Raw genomic sequence first — 19577 nt, 5'->3', positions numbered from 1 at the left:
TCATGGAACTGACAGACACAACCCCCGCGATGGCGACCCTCCGCGCCGCCCTGGCCGACGGCGTCGAGGACTGGAGGCCCCGGGTCCACGCCATGGCGCGGGAAATCCATGCCCACAAGGAGGTCTCCTTCGAGGAGGTCCGCTCGGCCGAAGCGGCAGCGGCACTGCTGGCCGAGGGCGGGTTCGAGGTGGAACGCGGCACCGGCGGCCTGCCCACAGCCTTCACCGCGAGCGCCGGCAGCGGGGAACTGACGGTGGCCCTGTGCGTGGAATACGATGCGCTCCCGAACATCGGACACGCGTGCGGGCACAATCTGATCGCGGGCGCCTCCGTCGCTGCCGCGCTGGCCCTGCGGCCCTACGTGGACGAACTGGGCATCACGCTGAAGGCGATCGGAACGCCCGCCGAGGAGCACGGCGGCGGCAAGGCCCTCCTGCTGGAACGCGGGGCGTTCGACGGCGTCGGCCTGGCCCTGATGGTTCATCCCGTCCAGGACGGCCTGACCTATAACCCGGCAGGCACGAGCGCCCAGGCCGTGGGCCGGTACAAGGCAACGTTCACCGGGAAGGCCGCCCATGCGGCGGCAGCCCCGCATCTCGGGGTCAACGCCGCGGACGCCGCCGTGCTGAGCCAGGTCGCCATCGGATTGCTGCGCCAGCAGATCCCCGCGGACCACCGCATCGCGTGCTTCGTGGCCGAAGCCGGGCACGTCACGAACATCATTCCGGAACGGGCAGTGGTCCAGTTCGAATGCCGGGCCTTCACCATGACGGAATATGAGGCGCTGCTCGAACGCGTCCGGCGCTGTTTTGAGGGAGCCGCGGTGGCCACCGGAACCACCCTGGCCATCGAGGCATCAGAACCCCTCTACGAGCCGCTGCTGCAGGACAACGCCCTGGCCGCACACTGGACCGGGGCGATGGCGGAGTTCGGCAAGGACATCTCCCCCTCCGCCGGCCTCAGCGGCGGCTCCACCGACATGGGCAACGTCTCCCAGGTCATCCCGTCCCTGCATCCGTGGCTCAGCATCCCCGGCGCGGACGTCCCGATCCACTCCCACGCGTTTGCCGCGCTGGCCGACTCCCCGGAAGCCTACGGCGTGATGTTCGAGGCCGCCACCGCGCTGGCCTGGACCGTCGCCGCCGCGGCCTCAACCCCCACCGAACGATCACGCTTCACCCAAGCGGCATACCGCCGTCGTACTTTCACCCAGGAAGGCACATCATGAGCACCCCCACCAAGGCAGCCCGGATAGACACGGCCGGCCCCAAACTGACCATCCCGGTTGCCGCCCTGGCCCTGGTCATCGCCGTCGCGGTGCAGTTCATCGGCCAGGCCAAAATTGATCTTGGAATCGGCGCCATCATCATCTTCCCCATGGTCTGGGGGCTCATTCTGGGTCTCCTGGTCTCCGTCCAGAAGTTCAAGCCGCTGGGCCTGGACCTCCAGCGGGTGGCGGCCGCCCTGGTGGGTGTCGCCGTCCTGCTCCTGGTCGCCCGGCTGGCCTTCAACATCGGGCCCAGCCTTCCCAGCCTGATCAAGGCCGGGCCGGCGCTGCTCCTTCAGGAGGTCGGCCACCTGCTGGGCACGATCATGCTGGCGCTCCCCCTGGCCGTCCTGCTCCGGATGGGCAAGGCAACGGTGGGCGCCACGTTCTCCCTGGACCGGGAACCGTCGTTCGCCATGGTCTCGGAAAAATACGGACCCGATTCGGACCAGTACCGCGGTGTGCTGGCCATGTACGTCTTCGGAACGCTGTTCGGCGCCGTGTTCATCACCCTCCTCACCTCGCTCGTCGCCAACTGGAAGATCTTCGATCCGCTGGCCCTGGCCATGGGCGCCGGCGTGGGTTCCGGCTCCATGATGGCGGCGTCCGCGGCCAGCATCGTCGCCGCCTACCCGGCCGACCAGGAAGCCATCCTCGGCATGGCAGCCGTGTCCAACCTGATCACCACGGTCCTGGGCGTCTACGTCGGCATCTACATCGCGCTGCCGCTGGCCGACCGCTTCTACAAGGCGCTCACCCGCAAACAGGCAACCCGCGAAGCTGCCGTCGTGGCCGCAGGCGCCGCCCAGGTCCGTAGCGCCGCCGACATCGACCGGGACGAGGCCCAGGCCGAAGAAAACCGCCGGTTCCGCGAACAGGTCGCCGAGTCCTCGGCAGCCATCAAGCTTCCGCTCTGGCTGTCCCTGTCCGTCCTCACGGTCCTGGGCATCGGCACGGCGTCGGTGGCGGCCAAGGGATTCAGCCTGTCGATCGTCGCCGGGTACGGAATCATGCTAGCCCTGGTCCTGGTCAGCATCGGGCTGTCGAAGGTCACCCGGAAAATCTCGGCGATCGTCTACATCACCACCATCGGCGCCTACGTTTCCAGCCCCTGGTTCTTCGGTGCCGCAGCGCTCACCACGGTCATCAAGACGGTCGACTTCCTGTCCATCGCCACCGTCATGCTGACGCTCGCGGGCCTGTCCCTGGGCAAGGACATCCCGCTGCTGAAAACCATCGGCTGGAAGATCATTCCCGTGGGCCTGGTCGCGATCACCGCGTCCTTCCTGCTCTCCACCGTGATCGCCGAGTTCGCCCTGGGGCTCTGGCACTGACACGCAGCACCGGACTTCGGAACAGAAAGAACGGACGACGGCGGGAGCTCCCGCCGTCGTCCGTTTCCGTTGGGCGCGGTGCCTGCTGGCATGGTGCCTGAAGCGGCGCCCCGCAGCTCAGACGTGCTGGTCGACGAGCACCGGGTTGCCGTCCGGGTCCAGGACGACAAAGCTCGACGGCCCCGTGGATCCCTCGTCTGCCTCGGAAAGGAACTCCATGCCTTTGGCCTTCAGTTCCCGCTGGAGTTCGCGGACATCGGTGAACGGGTCCACCGCCTCCGCGTTCTGGTTCCAGCCCGGGTTGAAGGTGAGCATGTTCTTCTCAAACATGCCCTGGAAGAGGCCGATGACCGTCTCACCGTTCTTCAGGATCAGCCAGTTCTGGGTGATGTCGCCCCCGAATCTGCTGAAGCCGAGTTTTTCGTAGAAGGCGGCAGATGCCGCGATGTCCTTGACGGCGAGACTGACGGAAAAAGCGCCGAGCTGCATGTGTTGCTCCACTCTCCAGGGGACGGGTCTTACCGATGATACGCGCCGCCATCTCAGGCGAAGACGCGGACCGGCCGGGCCTCGCGGGTGGCGCTCGGCTGGGATATCCCAGCCGAGCGTTTGAGTTAGCGGACGACGTCGAGGCTCACCAAAGTGGCGCCCCCACCCTCGGCGAAGACCGCCAGGGAGGTGCTTGTTTCGCCGGGAAAGATCTGGTCCGTGATGGTGGCCAGCCCGTCCTGGGCGAAAACTTCCACCGAGCAGCGGTCCAGGAATACCCGCAGCCGCAGCCGGCCTTCCTCCAGCGGCACCGCCACTCTGTCCACTGAAGCGAACGACTCGTGGAAGGCCGTGTTGCCGGATGCAGTCCGGTCCAGGCTCAGCACGCCCGTGCCCGGATCGTACGCAAGAACCGTCCGTTCGCCGCCATCCGCCCGGAGCAGCAGGCCCACCTTCCCGGCGGTGCCGGGCTCGAGTTCGGCGTCGATCCGCAGCACGTCGCCGGACGCTTCTGCCGGGAGCCAGCGCGTCCCGGGAGGAAGAGACCGGCCAGCTTCGCTGTAGGTACGGGCTCCGCCATCTTCCAGGGGATCCACGGCCGCTTGCATCAGCACCACGCGGCCGCCCCGCGTCGCCAGCCTGATTTCCCGCGCCAGGGACATTGCGCTGCGCCAGCCGCTCGTAGGCGTGACGGCACCGTACTGCCAGTTGTTCATCCAGCCGATCATCAGCCGGCGCCCGTCCGGGGCATTGCTGAAGGAGACGGCCGCGTAATAGTCCCGTCCCCAGTCCAGCCAGCCGTACTCGGCCATACGGCTGTCATCCTGTTCGAGTCCCTCGGTGACCGTGGTCTCGGAGGCGAATGCGACGCCGTCGAAAGTACCAAGGAAGTACTGGCCGCCGGAGCCGCCAGCTATTCCGCCGGGGCTCAGGTTCACCACCAGCACCCATTTGGTGTTGCCGGCGTCGCCGTCCACCGGCAGCTCGAACAGGTCCGGGCATTCCCACACTCCCCCGGTGGCGTTCGCCGGGCCGAAGGTGCTGAGGTATTCCCAGGCTTTGAGGTCGGCGGACTTGTAGAGGACAACTTCCCGGTCCATCGCTTCCACGGCCACCATCACCCAGTAACTGCCGGCGCTACCGTCGTACCAGAAGACTTTCGGGTCACGGAAGTCGGCCGACGCACGGTCCAGCACGGGGTTCCCGGCGTACTTCGTCCACGTTGCGCCGTCGTCGTTGCTGTACGCGAGGGACTGCGCCTGGCGGCCCGCCAGGCGGGACCCGGCGGAGTATGCGCTGGTGTAGATGGCCACCAGCGGCACGGTTGTCCCGGCTCCGAATCCGCTGGTGTTGTGGACATCCGCAACGGCGGAACCGGAGAAGATGGCTTCCTGCTCATCACAGGGGATGGCCACCGGCTGCTCGTCCCAGCGGACCAGATCGGCTGAGGTGGCATGGCCCCAGGACATGTTGCCCCAGACCTCGCCCTGCGGGTTGTGCTGGTAGAAAAGGTGGTAAATGCCGTTGGAGTAGACCAGGCCGTTGGGGTCGTTCAGCCAGTTGCGGGCTGCCGTGAAGTGGTACTGCGGCCGGAACTGGGAGTCAATGGTGAAGCCTGATTTCATGGCTGCGGGTTCAACTTTCGGGATGAGGAGGGAGGCCATAAAGGGCATCAGCCTTTGACGCCGCTGGAGGCGATGCTGTTGATGAAGGACTTCTGGAAAGCGATGAAGAGGACCACCACGGGGACCGTGATGAGGGACGCGTAGGCCATGACCTCACCCCAGGAGACGTTGAGCTGGAAGAAGTACTGGATGCCGATCATGACCGGGCGGAGTTCCTCGGACTGGACCACCATGAGGGGCCAAAGGTACGAGTTCCAGGCCGGCAGGAACGTCAGGATCGCGACCGTGGCCGTGGCCGGGCCGGCCAGCGGCATGACCACCTGGCGGTAGATCTTGAACCAGCCCGCGCCGTCGATCCGGGCGGCTTCATCCAGCTCCTTGGGGATGGATTCGAAGTACTGGTGGTAAAGGTAGATGGAGAACGCATTGGCGATGAACGGAATGATCTGGACCTGATAGGTGTCCAGCCAGCCCTTCGAGATCTCGAGGCTGAAGCCGCTGAGCTCGAAGTACGGCAACTGGTTGACCCACCAGACCAGGGGCAGTGCCAGGGTCTGGAACGGCACGATCAGCGTGGCCAGGATGACCGTGAACACCACCCGTTTGCCACGCACTTCCATGCGGGACAGGGCGAAGGCGCAGAGGCTGTTGATGAAGATGCCCAGGACCACCGTGACGGCGGAGATGCCGATGGAGTTGATCAGGAAACGGGCGGCCGGGACCCGGTCGAACACCGCCGCGTAGTTGTCAAAGGAGATGTTTCCCACCGGCAGGAAAGCCGCAGCGGAGGACATGTCCCCGAAGATCTGGGTGTCAGGCTTAAGCGAGGAAACCAGCATAAAAACGATCGGGAAGGCGGCGACGGCGGCGAACAGGATCCGCAGCAGCATGGTCCCTGCATTATTGAGGGTGCTGAGTCGAGGCGAGTTTTTCACGTCAGTCCTTCTCTCGGGTCAGGTAGCGCTGCACCGCTGAAATGAGCAGCACGAGGACGAAGAAAACCAGCGAGATCGCGGAGGCATAGGAGGTTTCCTGCTGTTTGAAGCCGGAGCGGACAGCCTCGTAGATGATGGTGGTGGTGGAATCGAGCGGTCCGCCCTGGGTCATGACGCTGACCTGGTCGAAGAGGCCGAGAGCCTGGATGGTGATGGTCACCAGGACCAGGCTGCGGGTGTGCTTCAGTCCGGGCCAGGTGACGTACCGGAACTGATGCCAGGGGCTCGCACCGTCCAACTGGGCCGCCTCGTACAGTTCTCCGGAGATGCTCTGCAGGCCGGCGAGCCAGATAATCATATGGAATCCGGCGGCCTGCCAGATGGACAGCGCGATGATGGCGGGCATGGCCGTTGCGGGATCGTTGAGCCAGTCGGCTCCTTGGATGAGGCCGAAGCTGAAGGTGGACAGCAGCTCGTTGATCAGGCCGTCCTTGCGGTACATAAACAGCCACAGCAGGGAGACCACGACCATGGACGTGACCACGGGCAGGAAGTAGACGGTGCGGAAGAAGTTCACGCCGCGGAATTTCTTGTTGATCAGCAGCGCCATGGCCAGGGCCAGGGCTGACTGCACGGGGACCACCACCACGGCGAAGTAGGTGACGTTCAGGAGTGCCCGCCAGAAGGTGGGGTCCGCGAACAGCCGGGCGAAGTTGTCCGTGCCGACGAACTCCACCGGCCGGGGCGAGATCAACCGGGCGTTGGTGAACGCCAGGCCGAAGCCCAGGATGGCCGGAAGGAATACAAAGAGCAGCAGCAGCACCGCTGCGGGGGCGATCATGCCCCAGCCGCTGATCTGTTCGCGCAGGAAGCCGGCCCGGCGGTGGCGCGGTGCGGACGGCAGCGGCGCGGGCGCCGTTGCGACGGCGGGGCGGGGACGGGTGGGAAGTGGGCTTGTTGTCATGGGATTCTCCGTTGACCTGCAGCACCGGGGGGACGACGACGGCGGAACTCTCCCGCCGTCGTCGTCCTCCGCGGAGGGCTGCTAGTTCTTGTAGCCGCCGTTGGACTTGATATTGGCGTCAATGGCCTTGACTGCTTTGTCCAGGGCTCCCTGGGGATCGGCGCCTGCGAGAACGTCCTGCACGGCCTTGCCGTATTCGGTGGCGATAAAGGGGTAGGCCGGGGTCTCGGGACGCATCACGGCGTACTTGCGGGAGAAGTCCATGAAGATCCGGTTGGCGCCGCCCTCCGCGAATTCGGGGATCAGCGCTGCAGCCTCCTCCGTTGCCGGGATGGTGCCCGTGGCCTTGGCAACTGCGGCCATGTTTTCCGGCTTCAGTGAGTAGGAGAGGTAGTCCATGGCGGCGTCGGTGTTGGCGCAGCCCTCGGTGACGCCCCACTGCCAGGAAGCGCCGCCGATCTTGGGCCCGTTGCCGAGGTCCACGGTGGGCATGACCACAAGGTCCTCGCCGAGTGAAGCGCGGGCCTTGTCCGCGGCCCATGAGCCGGTGTACAGCACGCCGCTCTTGTTGTTCAGGAAGTCCTGGGTGGAGTCCTTGCCGCTCTTCGTGGCCATAAAGCCCTGGTCTGCCAGTCCGCGGAACCACTTGGCCCATTCCACGGCCTTGTCCCCGTTGAGGACACCGTCCGCCGTCTGGAAGCCGTCGCGGTTGATGAGGTCGGCGCCGAAGGACTGCAGCAGCGGCGAGTAGCCGTAGGGCAGCCACTCTCCGCTGCCGGCGGTCCCCATATCCAGCGGGTATTCCCACTTGCCCAGGGCCTTGAGCTTGGTCAGCGCGTCCTGGAACTCGTCCTCCGTCCACGGCTGCTCGATTGTTGCGGCGCGGACCCCGGCCGCCTTCAGGTCCGAAGCCCGTGCCAGCATGGCCAGCGCGACATCGTAGTGACCGACAGCGTAGGTTTCGCCCTCCCACTTGGCCACGGTGCTGGGCAGGTTGGCGGAAAGGTCGGTGGAGAGCTTGAGCGGGGTCAGGTACTTGGCCCACGCCCAGTTGGGGACATTGGGACCGTCGATGTCAACGATGCAGGGAAGCTTCCCTGCAGCGGCCGCAGAGACCACGGAGTCGTTGTAGGAGTCCTGCGGAAACGCCTGCACCTTGATCTTGGCCTTGGCGTCACTGCTCTGGTTATAGGCGTCTACGACGCCCTGGATCGCGGCCAGCTCCTCCACGTTGCCGGCGTTGTGGGTCCACATGGTGATCTCGTTGGAGCCTTCGGAGGTGGCCGAGGCACTGCCTTTTCCACAGGCGCCGAGGCTGCTGACCAGGGCGGCCGCCGTTATGCTGGTGGCCAGGATCCGAGTGAATCGCTTGTTCATGAGTGAGTCTTTCTGCTTATTTTGTACGCGGATGATTAGCCCGGGTCCTTTGGGGCGCGGCCGGTGCAACGGCTGCGTCCCTTTTTGCGGGGTCCGGGATGGGTCTGTGCTGGCGTTGGGGTGGGTATGGCTGAGGGTGACTAGTCCGGCGGCGGACCGACGGACCCCCGCTCGATGAGCGGGCAGGAAAACATCTCCTGGACGGCTGCCGTCGCGGGGCCTTCGATATCGTCGAGGAGCCGGGTGACCGCCCAGCGTCCCATCTCATAGTGCGGAAGCGCCACGGTGGTGAGTCCGGGCCAGAGCGCCGCGGCGATCAGCTCGAGGTTGTCCACACCTACGATGGAGACGTCCTCGGGAATGCGGAGCCCCAGTGCAGCAGCGGCCTGGTAGGCGCCCATGGCCACCCGGTCGCTGAAGCAAAACAGTCCCGTTGGCCGCTCCGGGCGCTGCAGCAGCTCCAGGGCAATTTCCCGCCCGGCAGTAGTATCAGGCACCCCCGCGGTCACGAGTTCCGGATTGAACTGGAGGCCGTGGCGGTCCAGCGCGTTCCGGTAGCCCTGCAGCCGCCCGTGGGTCGCCGGGATGTTGTCGATGTTGCTCAGCATCCCGATCCTGGTATGGCCGGCCTTGATGAGGGCTTCCACGGCTGTTTCCGCCGCTGCAACTTCGTCCGGGACCACCGAAGAGATGGACCGGTCTGCCGTAGCGGCATCGAGAAGGACGGTGGGCAACGTGCCCAGTTCCGCCGGAAGGCTGACGCCCTGGTGGTACATCCTCGCGTAGACGATCCCATCCACCTGGTGCTGCTGCAGTGTCCGGATTTCGCGGTTTTCGAGTTCAGGATCGCGGCCGGAGTTGACCACCATGAGTACGTAACCGCGCTCATAGGCGGCGTCCTGGGCGCCCCTGATCATGGCCCCGGCGAAAGGCGTGGTGGTGATTTCGTCGCTGACGAGGCCCAGGATCTGCGACCGCTGGTTGCGCAGTCCGCTGGCGAGCCGGTTGGGAGCGTAGCCAAGGTCCTTGGCCACCGCCCGCACATGCTGCTGGGTCTGGGGATTGACGCGGGAGCTGGTGGCGTCATTGAGGGCGTGGGAAACCGTAGTTACGGAAACGCCGGCGGCCTTCGCCACTTCCCGGATGCCTATCTTTGTCGCCATTGACCTGTCCTTTGCAAAACGTTTTGCCTGTTGTGTTGATCACAGTATCCAAAACGTTTTGCAACTGTCAACCCTTCTGCCGTTCCGCGCAGGAACGGGACGATGTTGCACCTCGCCCCCAGGAACACTCCCGGCACCGGGATTCAGGGGAGAATGGAACGCATGACCCTTACGACGTTCGCCCTTGTCCGCCATGGCCAGACGGACTGGAACGCCCAGCGCCGGCTGCAGGGGTCCACCGACATTCCCCTGAACGACGTCGGCCGCGGCCAGGCGCGCGACGCCGTCGCCGTCCTGTCCGGCTACGACTGGGACATGATCGTGTCGTCGCCGCTGAGCCGTCCCGCGGAAACTGCAGATCTCATTGCGGCAGGGCTGGGACTCGGCCTTGCCCGCCGCGTCCCTGAGCTCACCGAACGCAACTTCGGACCCGCCGAAGGCTTGCAGGACGGCCCCGAACTGGACGCGCTGCGCATCCCCGACGGTTTCCGCGGCGCAGAAAGCCAGGACAGTGCAGCCCGCCGCGGGTTGGCCGCGCTGGAAGCTCTCGCCGAGGAGTTCCGCGGCCGCCGCGTTCTGGCGGTCGCCCACGGCTCCCTGCTCCGCGTGAGCCTCAGCCGGGCGATCGGCCGCACCCTGCACAGCATCGATAACGCCGCGCTCAATCTGGCCCACCACCATCCCGTTGACGGCTGGCAGCTCGAATACTTCAACGGAGAGCGGGTTGCCGCCGGCGTTCCGGGCTGAGCCGCACCGGCGGAACAGCAGCGGCCGGAATCCGGCCGCTGCTTCGCATCACGCGGCGTCGTCGACCGTGATGACAATCTTGCCGCGCGTATGCCCTTCCATATTGAGCCGGAAGGCGTCGGCGGCCTCCGGCAACGGGAACGTCCGGGCAACCTCAACGCGGATGTTGTGCCGATCCACCAGGTCGGCGAGCTCCTGCAGTTGGGCGCCGACGGGGTTGACCCACATCCAGGTGCCGCCGTGAGGCCCAGACGGGTCAGGACCTGATATGCCGTCAAGCCCCGCCAGGGGAAGACCGGCGGACTCGTTCCACCCCAGGGCTGCCGGCTTGCGGGCCAGGAGCCGTTCCCACAGGGCAATGTACTATTCCGCACCGGGCGGTGAATGCGCATCTCACCGTGCCGCTGTCGTGCTGTCCGCCTGCTGGGCCCGCTACTCGCCGAGGAACCGCAGCAGGAACGGGACGGTGGCGTGCATCGTCCGCAGGTCCCCGCCGCTGGCGGACTGCTCGCCGAGGTAGTCGCCGTGGCCGCCGGGGACGACCAGCAGCCGGGCGCCCGGGATGGCGCCGGCCATCCGCGCGGCATACCTGGCGGTGACAACGTCGCGGTCGCCGCTCACCACCAGTGTGGCGGCGGCGATGGTGCCCAGCTCCGCATCGGACCATCCGGGGAAGTCCAGGATGCGCCCGCGGTCCAGCTCGAAGAGCCGCTCCAGGTGGCCCGGTTCGGCGTTGAGACGGCGGTCGGCGTCCTTGTAGGTCTCCGGCATGTCATCCAGGGTGGCCGTAGCCATGGCGTCCCAGAACTCGTCCGGTACGGCATCACGGCTCGCAAAAGTGGAGGCCGCGATGAGGCGCCTTACGGCGGCGGGACGCGCGAGGGCCAGCGCGATCGCGGTGTGGCCGTCGGCGCTGAACCCCAGCACATCCACGCTCTCCACGTTGAGCCGGTCCAGCACAGCGAGGATGTCCCCGGCGGAGTTCTCGGCAGTAAGGGGACGGCCGGTGGGCTGGGTGCGGCCGTGGCCCTCCTCCTCGACGGCAATCACCTGGCGCTGTTTGGCGAGCACCGGAATGAGCTCCCTGAAGTTGGTGCCGATCGTGAAGCCGCCGCCCGGGATAAGGAGCAGCGGCGGCTGGCCGGGCACAGCCCGGCCGTGGACCTCGTAATACATGCGAAGCCCGTGGTTGTCCGCGTAGCCGTGGGTGAAGCTCACACGGCATCGTAACGCCGGGCGGCGCCGAGAAAAAGGGCCAGATCCGGCAGGGATCCATCAAACCATGTTGATCGATCTAGTCAGATTGATATAATTGATTCGTGAGCTACACCACATCATCCGCGTATCAGGCGGATCCGCCGGGGTTTCTGCGCCTGGCCGGGCACCCAGTGCGGTGGCAGCTGCTAACCGAGCTGGCGCGCAGCGACCGGCAGGTGCGCGAGCTGACGGCGCTGGTGGGCCAGCGGCAGAGCCTGACGTCCTACCATCTGGGTCAACTGCGCACGGGCGGGCTGGTGACCATGCGGCGTAGCTCGGCTGACGGGCGTGACACCTACTGCAGCCTCAACATGTCGGCGTTTCGCGAACGCCTTGCCGAGGCCGGCGGGGCCCTTCACCCGGGCCTGCGGCTTGTCCCGACCGAGCTATCACAGTCGGCGGGCGGTTTTGGCGAACCCAACAGTCAGTCGCCCGGGCAGCCACCCGTTCGCGTGCTGTTCCTGTGCACGGGCAACAGCTCCCGGTCCCAGATGGCCGAGGCGATGCTGGCGCACCGGGGTGGCTCCCGGATCGAAACCGCCAGCGCCGGCAGCCACCCGAAGGACTTGCACCCCGACGCCGTGCGCGTGATGCGTGAGCGGGGCATGGACATCAGCGGCGCCCGCCCCAAGCATCTAAGCGAATTCGCAGAGCAGCGGTTCGACTATGTGATCAGCCTTTGTGACCGGGTGAGGGAAGTCTGCCCGGACTTCCCGGGCCCACCGGCGATGGTGCATTGGAGCATTCCCGATCCGGCAGCCGAAAAAGCAGCCAACCAGGACGACGCATCGGCGTTCGTCCGCACGGCAGACGACCTGAACACGCGGATCCAGTTCCTGCTGTACGCCATCGAGTACGCCCCAGCGAATTAGGAAGGAGCCAGCAATGCCCAGCGACCTTACGGATACGGTCAGCGTCCGGTACATGGTTGACGACGTGGAAGCGGCGATCGAGTTCTACACCAAACACCTCGGATTCACCCTCCGCACGAGCGCCGCACCGGCGTTCGCCGACGTCACCAGAGGCCGACTGCGGCTTCTGCTGAGCGGGCCGGGCAGCTCCGCGGGCCGGCCAATGCCGGACGGCACGGTGCCGGCCCCGGGCGGATGGAACCGCATTCACCTCATAGTGGGCGATATCGCGGCCGAGGTGGAGCGGCTGCGTGCCGCGGGTCTCGCCTTCCGGAACGATATTGTCACCGGTCCGGGCGGGCAGCAGATTCTGCTGGAGGACCCGTCCGGCAACGTTGTCGAGTTGTTCCAGCCGGCCGGCGCCTAGCGACAAACTGCCCAACCGGCTTGACGGGCAGTGTGACAGGTGTCATAGTGTTTATATGAACCTGTTGGACAGCTGGACAGCTGGACAAGACCGAGTGGTCCGTGTTGGCGCGGCTGAGGCGGTGTTTGCATCCCTCCGGGGCGCAATCGAGGGCGGGAAGATCCCCGTCGGCACCCGACTCGACTCGGAGGCATCGCTGGCCAAACAGTACGGCGTCAGCCGGACGATGGTCAGGGAGGCGCTGCGTTCATGCACCGCACTGGGACTCACCGCCACCCACACGGGCAAGGGCACTTTCGTCATCGCTGACAAAGTCGCCCAGGACCTCAAACTCGGCAAATATTCGGCCAGCGCCCTCGTCGAAGCCCGACCCCACGTGGAGGTGCCTGCCGCGGGCCTCGCTGCCCAACGCCGTAGCAGCGAAGACGTGGAGGCCCTCCGGGAAATCCTCCGGGAAATGTCCGAGGAGGACGATATCCAGCAATGGGTGCTTCTGAACACGGAGTTCCACGTGACCATCGCCCGGTGCAGCGGCAATGGCGTGTTCGAATCGTTCCTGTCCGACATTTGCGACGCCATGGCCAACCAGTCAAACACGCTTAACCTCGTGGCTGACCGGCGCAAGGAATCCGGTGAAGAGCACGCCCGCATTTTCGCCGCCATCGAGCGCGGGTCGGCCGAGGAAGCATCCCAGGCCATGAGAATGCATCTGCACGGGGTGGAATGCGCCCTGGGCACCATCGTCCCCGGAAGCGGAAATTCCCGGGCCACCCATCCGCGCTAGCCCCTGACCCCGAAACTTTCACGTACCGCCCTGCCTGCCGCGATCGCCACAAGGCCCTCTCGGTCCCTTTGCTGTGGCACCACCATGTCCGCCCTGCTGGCTGCGCCGCTCAGGCCTGCCCGCTCCCCTTTCCGTCCACGCCCGTCAACGAAGCCCCGTGAGGACCCCTATGATCATCGCCCGCACCACCCAAGACACCCGTTCCGAACATGACCTGCTGGGCGACCGGGAGGTTCCCGCCGACGCCTACTGGGGTGTGCACACGCTCCGGGCCGTGGAGAACTTCCCGATCACGGGCCAGCCGCTGTCCTCCAATATGCACCTGGTCCGCGGGCTGGCCGCCGTCAAACTGGCCGCGGCCCGCACCAACCACGAGCTCGGGCTGCTCGACGCCGGCCGCGCCCGGGCCATCGAGGAAGCCTGCACCGACGTCATGAACGGCAAGCTCAGCGAGCAGTTCGTGGTGGACGTGATCCAGGGCGGCGCCGGGACGTCCTCGAACATGAACGCCAACGAGGTGATCGCCAACCGTGCCCTCGAAATCCTCGGCCACCCCAAAGGCGACTACGCACGGCTGCACCCCAACGACCACGTCAACCTCAGCCAGTCCACCAACGACGTCTACCCCACCGCCGTCAAGCTCGGCACGATCTTCGCCGCCCGGGAACTGCTCGAAGCCCTCACCGAACTCGAAGACGCCTTCGCCGCCAAGGCCCTGGAATTCCGCACCGTCGTGAAGATGGGCCGCACCCAGCTGCAGGACGCCGTCCCCATGACGCTCGGCCAGGAATTCGGCACCTACGCCGTCACGATCGGCGAGGACCGGCTCCGCCTGGCCGAAGCCGACCTGCTGATCCACGAAATCAACCTCGGCGCCACCGCGATCGGCACCGGCCTCAACGCACCGGCAGGGTACGCCGGAGCCGCCTGCCGGCACCTGGCCGAAATCACCGGCCTGCCGCTCGTCACCGCGGTGGACCTGATCGAGGCCACCCAGGACGTCGGCGCCTTCGTGCACCTCTCCGGCGTACTCAAGCGCGTCGCGGTGAAACTCTCCAAAATCTGCAACGACCTCCGGCTGCTCTCCTCCGGACCGCGCGCCGGCTTCGGCGAAATCAACCTCCCCGCCGTGCAGTCCGGCTCCTCGATCATGCCCGGCAAGATCAACCCCGTCATCCCGGAAGTGGTCAGCCAGGTCGCCTACGAGGTCATCGGCAACGACGTCACCATCACCATGGCCGCCGAAGCCGGCCAGCTCCAGCTCAACGCCTTCGAACCGATCATCGTCCACAGCCTCCACAAGAGCATCTCCCACCTCGAAGCCGCCTGCCGCACCCTCACGGCACGCTGCGTCCGGGGCATCACCGCCAACACCGAACACCTCCGCCTCACAGTGGAACAATCCATCGGCCTCGTCACCGCCCTCAACCCGCACCTGGGCTACGCCACGGCCACCGCCATCGCCCAGGAAGCCCTCGCCACCGGCAAGGGCGTCGCGGAACTCGTCCTCGAACACGGACTGCTCACCGCCGAGCAGCTCACCGACCTCCTCAGCCCCCAGCGCCTCGCCAACCTGAGCAGATAATCCCCAACCGCTCCCTAACCTCGCAAGCCCGGCACAGGGAACCCTGCGGTTGCGGGCCCACGCGCACACTTTGACCCCGCCCTACCAACGGAGCTCGGGCAAGCCGTCGTGCCCAAATATCCGCCCGGCTTCAGCGAAACCGGGACTTGGTGACGAGGAGCCCGAGCGCATTGCGATGCACGCCGGACTCCTCGTCCATCCAATTTTCAATCAGCGAACCTATCCTCATACCGAATGAAAGGCCCTGGACAATGACCGCCGACTTTGAAGTCCAACGCCCAACGGACGCGCACCGCGTTGAGCGGATTGAACGGGCGAGAAGCGCACCGATCAGATCACGAATCATCAACTACCTGGCCAGCCATGGTGCCAGCAAGGTGGCCGACATCAGCAACGGCATCGCGTCCTCGCGAGGTTCGGTCAGATACCACCTGGCAGCGCTGGAGAGCGCTGCGATCGTCCGCTCCGATATTTCCCCGGGGGCCCGAGGCCGGTTCACGCCCTTCTACGGTCTCGCCCCGGGAGAATCGGAGTAGAGCGATACCGCACGCAGCCTCGTCAGCTCCAACTCCCCGGAGCAGCCCCGGCGCCGGGCTAGGGCTGCGTCCTGTCGGGGAGGAACATTGCCTTTTCCAGCGGGGTGACAGTGAGTGATTTGAGCTGGGCCGTCCCGCCTTCCGCGAAGAGGGCCATCTTGTCGGCTCCGGCATTGGGAAATACCTGGTCGGTGATGGTCCGCAGACCGTCCTGGGCGAACACCTCTACCGATGAGCGGTCGAGGTAGATCCGCATCGTGATGTTCCCCTCCGCGTCCAGGGTGACGGGGGCGTCCTCGATTGAAGCGAAGGCCGGGTGGAACGCGGTGTTGCCGGAGTTGGTGCGGTCAACGAACATCGTCCCGGCCGTGGCGTCGTAGCCGACGACGGTGGATGATTTTCCATCGCCCAGCACGGTGATGCCGGATTTCATGGCCGTACCCGGAGCGAAAGTGATGTCGACGCGTTGGACCTGACCGGAAGCGGCCGCGGGTAGCGGCGTAGTTCCCTCCGCGATCGCGGTGCCTTTTTTGGTTGAGTAGCTTGGCTTTGTGGCCAGCTTGTCGACCTGCTTCACGGCGCTTTGGGCGAGCCGGGGACCTTCCGGGGTCTGCGTCAGTTTTACGTCACGCGGCAGGGACATGGCGCTGCGCCACGGGTTGGTGGGGATGTCGTTGGCGTAGTCCCAGTTGTTCATCCAGCCCAGCATGACCCTGTTGTCTGCAGCCATGTTGGCGAAGGACACGGCGGCGTAGTAGTCACGGCCGTAGTCCAGCCAGTCATAGGACTGCTGTCGGGTTTTCGCTGGTGCGGAGCTTGCCATGAACCCGTCAGCGAGGATGTGCCCCCAGCCGAACCGGTTGTTGTCGACGACTTTGATGTGCGCCTCCTGACCAACGAATTCCTTGACATCCCATGATGCCCAGTCGAGCGTTTCACTGTTGCTTCCCGTGGCCGTGCGCACCACCTCTCCATTGATGACCAGGTTCACGGTTTCTTCATCGGACCTGGGCACAGCGGCGGTGTCGGTGAGCATGACGTGGTCAAGGGTCAGGTGTCCCCACCCGCCGGTGGCTTGGTCGACGACCCGCAATTGTGCGTTCTGTCCCGCGAATTCGGAGACGTCCCAGCCCTTCCAGTTCAGGATTCCGGCATTGTCTCCCGCCACGGAACGGACCACGCTGCCGTTGATGAGCAACTGGACGGCAAGGATCTGGCCGGAGTCCGCGGAGCGGTTGCCGCCGCCGACGAGCATGCTCATGAAATCCTTGGTGATGGGGAATACCGGTGATGTCAGGGTGCCCTGCCGGTCATCGCCCGGTGCCGTCCCGGTGTCGAAGGTGTTGACCCGCTTGGCCCCGATGTAGAAGTCCCCGCCACTGGCGGAGGGCTGGAAATTGGGCGTGAGGTCGCCGGTTCCGGTCCAGTCGGCGTCGGCCAGTGTGGTCCCTGGGGGAACCTCGAAGCCGTTGAACTTGAGCTCTCCCTCGGGTGGGGTGTTGTCCAGTTTGTCCGAGACCCGCGGGTGCTTGCCGCCGCCCACGAGGAAGTTCAAATAGTCATCGGACACCGTAAAGGTTGGTGACTGCATGGACCCCAGCGGCCAGTCGCCGTCGTTGAAGGAATTGATCAGGCCGGCGCCGCCGAATCCGGTCACCGGGCTCTGGCCGGGAAGAGCGCCGGCGGCGGGGGCATCACCGAAAGGGCCGTTCTTCCAGTTGCCCGGCTCGTTGTTCACAGTCCAGCCGTTGTAGGTTCCGTCGTTGAACCCGGCCAGGACCGTGCCGGGAGGAAGCGCTGCGGCCGGCTTGGTGGTGTCGGAGGTAAAGGTGGTGCCATCGAAGTCTCCGACAAAGTACTGTCCGGCGGATCCGCCGGCAACGCCGCCGGGATTGATGTTGACGACCATGACCCATTTGATGTTGTCCGTGTCGCCGTCCACGGCGAGCGGGAACAGGTCCGGGCATTCCCACAGTCCCCCGGTGGCGTTGGCCGGCCCGAATTCGCTCAGCGCCGTCCAGTCCTTGAGGTCGGTCGACTTGTACAGGACAACCTTGTGTTCGGTTGCCTCCACCGCCGTCATCACCCAGTAACCGCCGCCGCCGGGTTGGTCGTACCAGAAGACCTTGGGGTCGCGGAAGTTCGTCGAGTTACGGTCCAGAACCGGGTTCTGATCGTACTGCGTCCAGGTCTGCCCGTCGTCCAGGCTGTAGGCCAGCGACTGCGCCTGCAGGCCCCGAAGCGGAGAAGCGTCCTTGTACGCGCTGGTGAAGATGGCGATCAGGGGCGGGTTCTCGGTTGTTCCGAAACCGGAGGTGTTGCCTTTATCCACCACGACGCTTCCGGAGAAGATGTCCTGCTGGGCGTCGGTGGAGATCGCCAGGGGCTGCTCCTCCCAGTGGACAAGGTCCTTGGACGTGGCATGACCCCAGGACATGTTCCCCCACGTGTTTCCGGACGGATTGTGCTGGTAGTACAGGTGGTAGACGCCCTTGTGGAAGACCATCCCGTTCGGATCGTTCATCCAGTTTTTTTCGGGCGTGAAGTGGAAGGCCGGCCGGTAGGGTTCGTCCCCGAGGGTTGTGGCAGCCGACGCCGGCAGGGAACCTGCCAGTGCCGCGGCCAGCGTAAGTCCCGCGAGCGTCAGTGCAGAGACAGCATGCGTCCTGCGGGTGGTCGTTCTTTTCATCTTCTTGTTTCGCCCTTCATCGCGCGCGTTGCCGGTAGACAACGTTGTCAGTGGGAAGGACGCTAAGTGATGTCCGTCAGACATGTCAACGGTTTTGGCGACTCAGGTCAACGGTTTGGCGGCTCGCGTCAACGGTTTTGGCGACTCAAGTCAATGGTTTGGCGACTCGAGTCAACGCTGGATGGCGGAGACCCCGCTGAAGACTACTCCAGGGGCAGGAGCCAGGTCAGCGCCGACCCCTCACCCTCGATGTGGTGAGCCAGTTCCGCATTGAACCGGGCGCCGTAATCGGCCCCGATGTGCTCCTGGAACGCGGCCTCATCGCGATACACCTCGAAGACAAAGTAGTCCCTGGGATTCTCCTCCCCGGTGTACGGAAGGAAGAGAACATTGCCCGGTTCCTGGCGGACCTTCCGGGTTAGTTCAAGCATCATTTCGGCCACGCGGGCTTCACTTCCGGGCTTGACGGTGAATTCGGCATAGAGGGTCTTGCTCATGGGTATCCTTTTCAAATCGATCGGTGGTTCAGCCAGAGACGGCCTCAAGATTGAGGACGGATTTCGCCGGAGCCTCGTTGAATCAGCTCCGAGGGAACAACATACGTACGCGCAGGCTGCTTGTCGCCATCAATTCTGGCCAGCAGCCGCTCCGCCGCCAGCCTGCCGATCCGCTCGGGATGTTGGGCGATGACTGTCACGGCGGGCTCCATCATGTCGGCAAGCGTGAAGTCATCGAACCCTATCAAGGCCACGCGCTTGCTCAACGCGAGCTCTTTCAGGGCACGCATGGCGCCGAAAGTGACGAGGTTCTGGCTGGAGAAGATGGCCGTTGGCGGGTCCTCGGCCGTGAGCAGTTCAAGCGCGGCCAGCCGCGCCGACTCCTCATCATGGAGTCCGTCGCGGACCGGAACTGTGGAGGTTGCAAGGCCTGCCCGGCCCAGTTCCTCGATGAAGCCGCGCCGCCGCTCCCGGGCGGTCTGGATGTCCGTGCGGTCACCCAGGAAGGCAATTTTGGTATGGCCGTGCGCCAGGAAGTGGGCGGCTGCCCTGGCGGCTCCGACGGCGTTGTCCGTCACCACGGCGTCCGCGTCGATGCCTACGGGTTCGCGGTCAATGAACACCATGGGCAGATCGCGGGAGTGTTCCGGAATGACATAGGACTGGCTCCGCGCAATGGGAGTCAGGACCAGGCCATCAACCCGGCGACCCAGGAAAGCGGCCACCAGGGCCTTTTCCCGTTCGGGGTCGTCATCGAGGCTGGCGGCAAAGACGGCGATGCCGCGGGCCGCCAGTGCGTCTTCCAGGGCCCGATGGATCTCGCTGCTGAACGGGTTGGCCACGCTGGGCAGCAAGAGCCCGATCGAGAGCGTCTGCCGGCCGGTCCTCCGGAGACTGCCCGCCGCCATGTCCAGCTGGTAGTTGAGCTGCTGGGACGCGTCCAGCACACGCCGGCGGGTGGCTTCGGAAACGCCCGGCTCGTCGTTCATCACGCGGGACACCGTCTTGATGCCTACTCCGGCCAGGGCTGCGACGTGGCGCATGGTGGG

19 protein-coding genes are annotated in these 19577 nt (G+C 65.5%); 8 read left to right on the top strand and 11 right to left on the bottom strand.

The window, feature by feature from the left end; all coding sequences use genetic code 11:
- Nucleotides 1–2: 2 nt before the first annotated feature.
- Entirely contained in the window at nt 3–1229 is a 1227-nt protein-coding gene (locus J2W14_RS16815; protein WP_307464614.1) for an amidohydrolase, read from the top strand.
- Nucleotides 1226–2602 (top strand): DUF3100 domain-containing protein, encoded by a 1377-nt coding sequence (locus J2W14_RS16810; RefSeq protein WP_307464613.1) that lies wholly within the window; start codon nt 1226–1228, stop codon nt 2600–2602. Before J2W14_RS16815 ends, J2W14_RS16810 begins: the two co-directional genes overlap by 4 nt.
- Before the next feature lie 117 nt (nt 2603–2719).
- Here the strand turns inward: J2W14_RS16810 and J2W14_RS16805 are convergent, their stop codons facing one another.
- From J2W14_RS16805 to J2W14_RS16780, 6 genes are all read right to left on the bottom strand, one after another.
- The gene (locus tag J2W14_RS16805; protein WP_307464612.1) at nt 2720–3091 is read right to left on the bottom strand and encodes a VOC family protein; all 372 of its coding nucleotides are present in this window, start codon (nt 3089–3091) and stop codon (nt 2720–2722) included.
- A 125-nt stretch (nt 3092–3216) separates the two neighbouring features.
- Nucleotides 3217–4755, bottom strand: coding sequence for a glycoside hydrolase family 32 protein (locus J2W14_RS16800; protein WP_370871334.1), 1539 nt, complete (start codon nt 4753–4755; stop codon nt 3217–3219).
- A gap of 8 nt (nt 4756–4763) precedes the next feature.
- Nucleotides 4764–5606 (bottom strand): carbohydrate ABC transporter permease, encoded by an 843-nt coding sequence (locus J2W14_RS16795; protein WP_370871336.1) that lies wholly within the window; start codon nt 5604–5606, stop codon nt 4764–4766.
- 46 nt (nt 5607–5652) lie between these two features.
- On the bottom strand, nt 5653–6615 hold the full coding sequence (locus J2W14_RS16790; RefSeq protein WP_307464608.1) for a carbohydrate ABC transporter permease: 963 nt from the start codon (nt 6613–6615) through the stop codon (nt 5653–5655).
- A gap of 81 nt (nt 6616–6696) precedes the next feature.
- Entirely contained in the window at nt 6697–7992 is a 1296-nt protein-coding gene (locus tag J2W14_RS16785) for a sugar ABC transporter substrate-binding protein (RefSeq protein ID WP_307464607.1), read from the bottom strand.
- Nucleotides 7993–8132: 140 nt separating this feature from the next.
- The gene (locus J2W14_RS16780) at nt 8133–9155 is read right to left on the bottom strand and encodes a LacI family DNA-binding transcriptional regulator (RefSeq protein WP_307464605.1); all 1023 of its coding nucleotides are present in this window, start codon (nt 9153–9155) and stop codon (nt 8133–8135) included.
- A gap of 162 nt (nt 9156–9317) precedes the next feature.
- On the opposite strand from J2W14_RS16780, the gene J2W14_RS16775 reads away from it, so the two are divergent.
- The gene (locus J2W14_RS16775; RefSeq protein ID WP_307464603.1) at nt 9318–9902 is read left to right on the top strand and encodes a histidine phosphatase family protein; all 585 of its coding nucleotides are present in this window, start codon (nt 9318–9320) and stop codon (nt 9900–9902) included.
- A 48-nt stretch (nt 9903–9950) separates the two neighbouring features.
- Here J2W14_RS16775 and J2W14_RS16770 read toward each other — a convergent pair whose 3' ends face one another.
- Nucleotides 9951–10130, bottom strand: coding sequence for a zinc-binding dehydrogenase (locus tag J2W14_RS16770; protein WP_307464601.1), 180 nt, complete (start codon nt 10128–10130; stop codon nt 9951–9953).
- Nucleotides 10131–10334: 204 nt separating this feature from the next.
- Nucleotides 10335–11120 carry an alpha/beta fold hydrolase gene (locus J2W14_RS16765; protein ID WP_307464599.1) on the bottom strand — a complete coding sequence of 262 codons (786 nt, stop codon included), beginning with the start codon at nt 11118–11120 and terminating at the stop codon, nt 10335–10337.
- Nucleotides 11121–11221: 101 nt separating this feature from the next.
- Here J2W14_RS16765 and J2W14_RS16760 point away from each other — a divergent pair, with 101 nt between their 5' ends.
- The 5 genes from J2W14_RS16760 (at nt 11222) to J2W14_RS16740 (ending at nt 15342) form a co-directional block, all read left to right on the top strand.
- Nucleotides 11222–12031, top strand: coding sequence for an arsenate reductase/protein-tyrosine-phosphatase family protein (locus tag J2W14_RS16760; RefSeq protein ID WP_307464597.1), 810 nt, complete (start codon nt 11222–11224; stop codon nt 12029–12031).
- A 13-nt stretch (nt 12032–12044) separates the two neighbouring features.
- The gene (locus tag J2W14_RS16755) at nt 12045–12437 is read left to right on the top strand and encodes a VOC family protein (RefSeq protein ID WP_307464596.1); all 393 of its coding nucleotides are present in this window, start codon (nt 12045–12047) and stop codon (nt 12435–12437) included.
- 55 nt (nt 12438–12492) lie between these two features.
- A complete protein-coding gene (locus J2W14_RS16750) occupies nt 12493–13221 on the top strand; it encodes a FadR/GntR family transcriptional regulator (RefSeq protein WP_307464593.1) in 729 nt (242 codons plus the stop codon).
- A 169-nt stretch (nt 13222–13390) separates the two neighbouring features.
- Entirely contained in the window at nt 13391–14806 is a 1416-nt protein-coding gene (locus tag J2W14_RS16745; protein ID WP_307464694.1) for an aspartate ammonia-lyase, read from the top strand.
- 251 nt (nt 14807–15057) lie between these two features.
- Entirely contained in the window at nt 15058–15342 is a 285-nt protein-coding gene (locus J2W14_RS16740) for a winged helix-turn-helix domain-containing protein (RefSeq protein WP_307464591.1), read from the top strand.
- A 58-nt stretch (nt 15343–15400) separates the two neighbouring features.
- Here J2W14_RS16740 and J2W14_RS16735 read toward each other — a convergent pair whose 3' ends face one another.
- The 3 genes from J2W14_RS16735 to J2W14_RS16725 form a co-directional block, all read right to left on the bottom strand.
- Nucleotides 15401–18031, bottom strand: coding sequence for a GH32 C-terminal domain-containing protein (locus J2W14_RS16735; protein WP_307464589.1), 2631 nt, complete (start codon nt 18029–18031; stop codon nt 15401–15403).
- Between the two features lie 203 nt (nt 18032–18234).
- Entirely contained in the window at nt 18235–18528 is a 294-nt protein-coding gene (locus tag J2W14_RS16730) for a putative quinol monooxygenase (RefSeq protein WP_307464587.1), read from the bottom strand.
- A gap of 44 nt (nt 18529–18572) precedes the next feature.
- Nucleotides 18573–19571, bottom strand: a complete 999-nt coding sequence (locus tag J2W14_RS16725; RefSeq protein WP_307464692.1) for a LacI family DNA-binding transcriptional regulator — start codon at nt 19569–19571, stop codon at nt 18573–18575.
- Between the last annotated feature and the right edge of the window lie 6 nt (nt 19572–19577).

This window comes from Pseudarthrobacter oxydans (assembly GCF_030812335.1).
Lineage (GTDB): Bacteria > Actinomycetota > Actinomycetes > Actinomycetales > Micrococcaceae > Arthrobacter > Arthrobacter oxydans_B.
Note: the sequence above shows the minus strand (reverse complement) of the source record. Positions and strands in the feature narration are given on the sequence as shown.

Coding starts and splice junctions, on each gene's coding strand:
- J2W14_RS16805 (WP_307464612.1), bottom strand. CDS start 3,091: ATGCAGCTCGGCGCTTTTTCCGTCAGTCTCGCCGTCAAGGACATCGCG.
- J2W14_RS16740 (WP_307464591.1), top strand. CDS start 15,058: ATGACCGCCGACTTTGAAGTCCAACGCCCAACGGACGCGCACCGCGTT.
- J2W14_RS16780 (WP_307464605.1), bottom strand. CDS start 9,155: ATGGCGACAAAGATAGGCATCCGGGAAGTGGCGAAGGCCGCCGGCGTT.
- J2W14_RS16810 (WP_307464613.1), top strand. CDS start 1,226: ATGAGCACCCCCACCAAGGCAGCCCGGATAGACACGGCCGGCCCCAAA.
- J2W14_RS16755 (WP_307464596.1), top strand. CDS start 12,045: ATGCCCAGCGACCTTACGGATACGGTCAGCGTCCGGTACATGGTTGAC.
- J2W14_RS16745 (WP_307464694.1), top strand. CDS start 13,391: ATGATCATCGCCCGCACCACCCAAGACACCCGTTCCGAACATGACCTG.
- J2W14_RS16790 (WP_307464608.1), bottom strand. CDS start 6,615: ATGACAACAAGCCCACTTCCCACCCGTCCCCGCCCCGCCGTCGCAACG.
- J2W14_RS16785 (WP_307464607.1), bottom strand. CDS start 7,992: ATGAACAAGCGATTCACTCGGATCCTGGCCACCAGCATAACGGCGGCC.
- J2W14_RS16770 (WP_307464601.1), bottom strand. CDS start 10,130: ATGTGGGTCAACCCCGTCGGCGCCCAACTGCAGGAGCTCGCCGACCTG.
- J2W14_RS16735 (WP_307464589.1), bottom strand. CDS start 18,031: ATGAAAAGAACGACCACCCGCAGGACGCATGCTGTCTCTGCACTGACG.
- J2W14_RS16800 (WP_370871334.1), bottom strand. CDS start 4,755: ATGGCCTCCCTCCTCATCCCGAAAGTTGAACCCGCAGCCATGAAATCA.
- J2W14_RS16725 (WP_307464692.1), bottom strand. CDS start 19,571: ATGCGCCACGTCGCAGCCCTGGCCGGAGTAGGCATCAAGACGGTGTCC.
- J2W14_RS16815 (WP_307464614.1), top strand. CDS start 3: ATGGAACTGACAGACACAACCCCCGCGATGGCGACCCTCCGCGCCGCC.
- J2W14_RS16795 (WP_370871336.1), bottom strand. CDS start 5,606: ATGCTGCTGCGGATCCTGTTCGCCGCCGTCGCCGCCTTCCCGATCGTT.
- J2W14_RS16730 (WP_307464587.1), bottom strand. CDS start 18,528: ATGAGCAAGACCCTCTATGCCGAATTCACCGTCAAGCCCGGAAGTGAA.
- J2W14_RS16775 (WP_307464603.1), top strand. CDS start 9,318: ATGACCCTTACGACGTTCGCCCTTGTCCGCCATGGCCAGACGGACTGG.
- J2W14_RS16750 (WP_307464593.1), top strand. CDS start 12,493: ATGAACCTGTTGGACAGCTGGACAGCTGGACAAGACCGAGTGGTCCGT.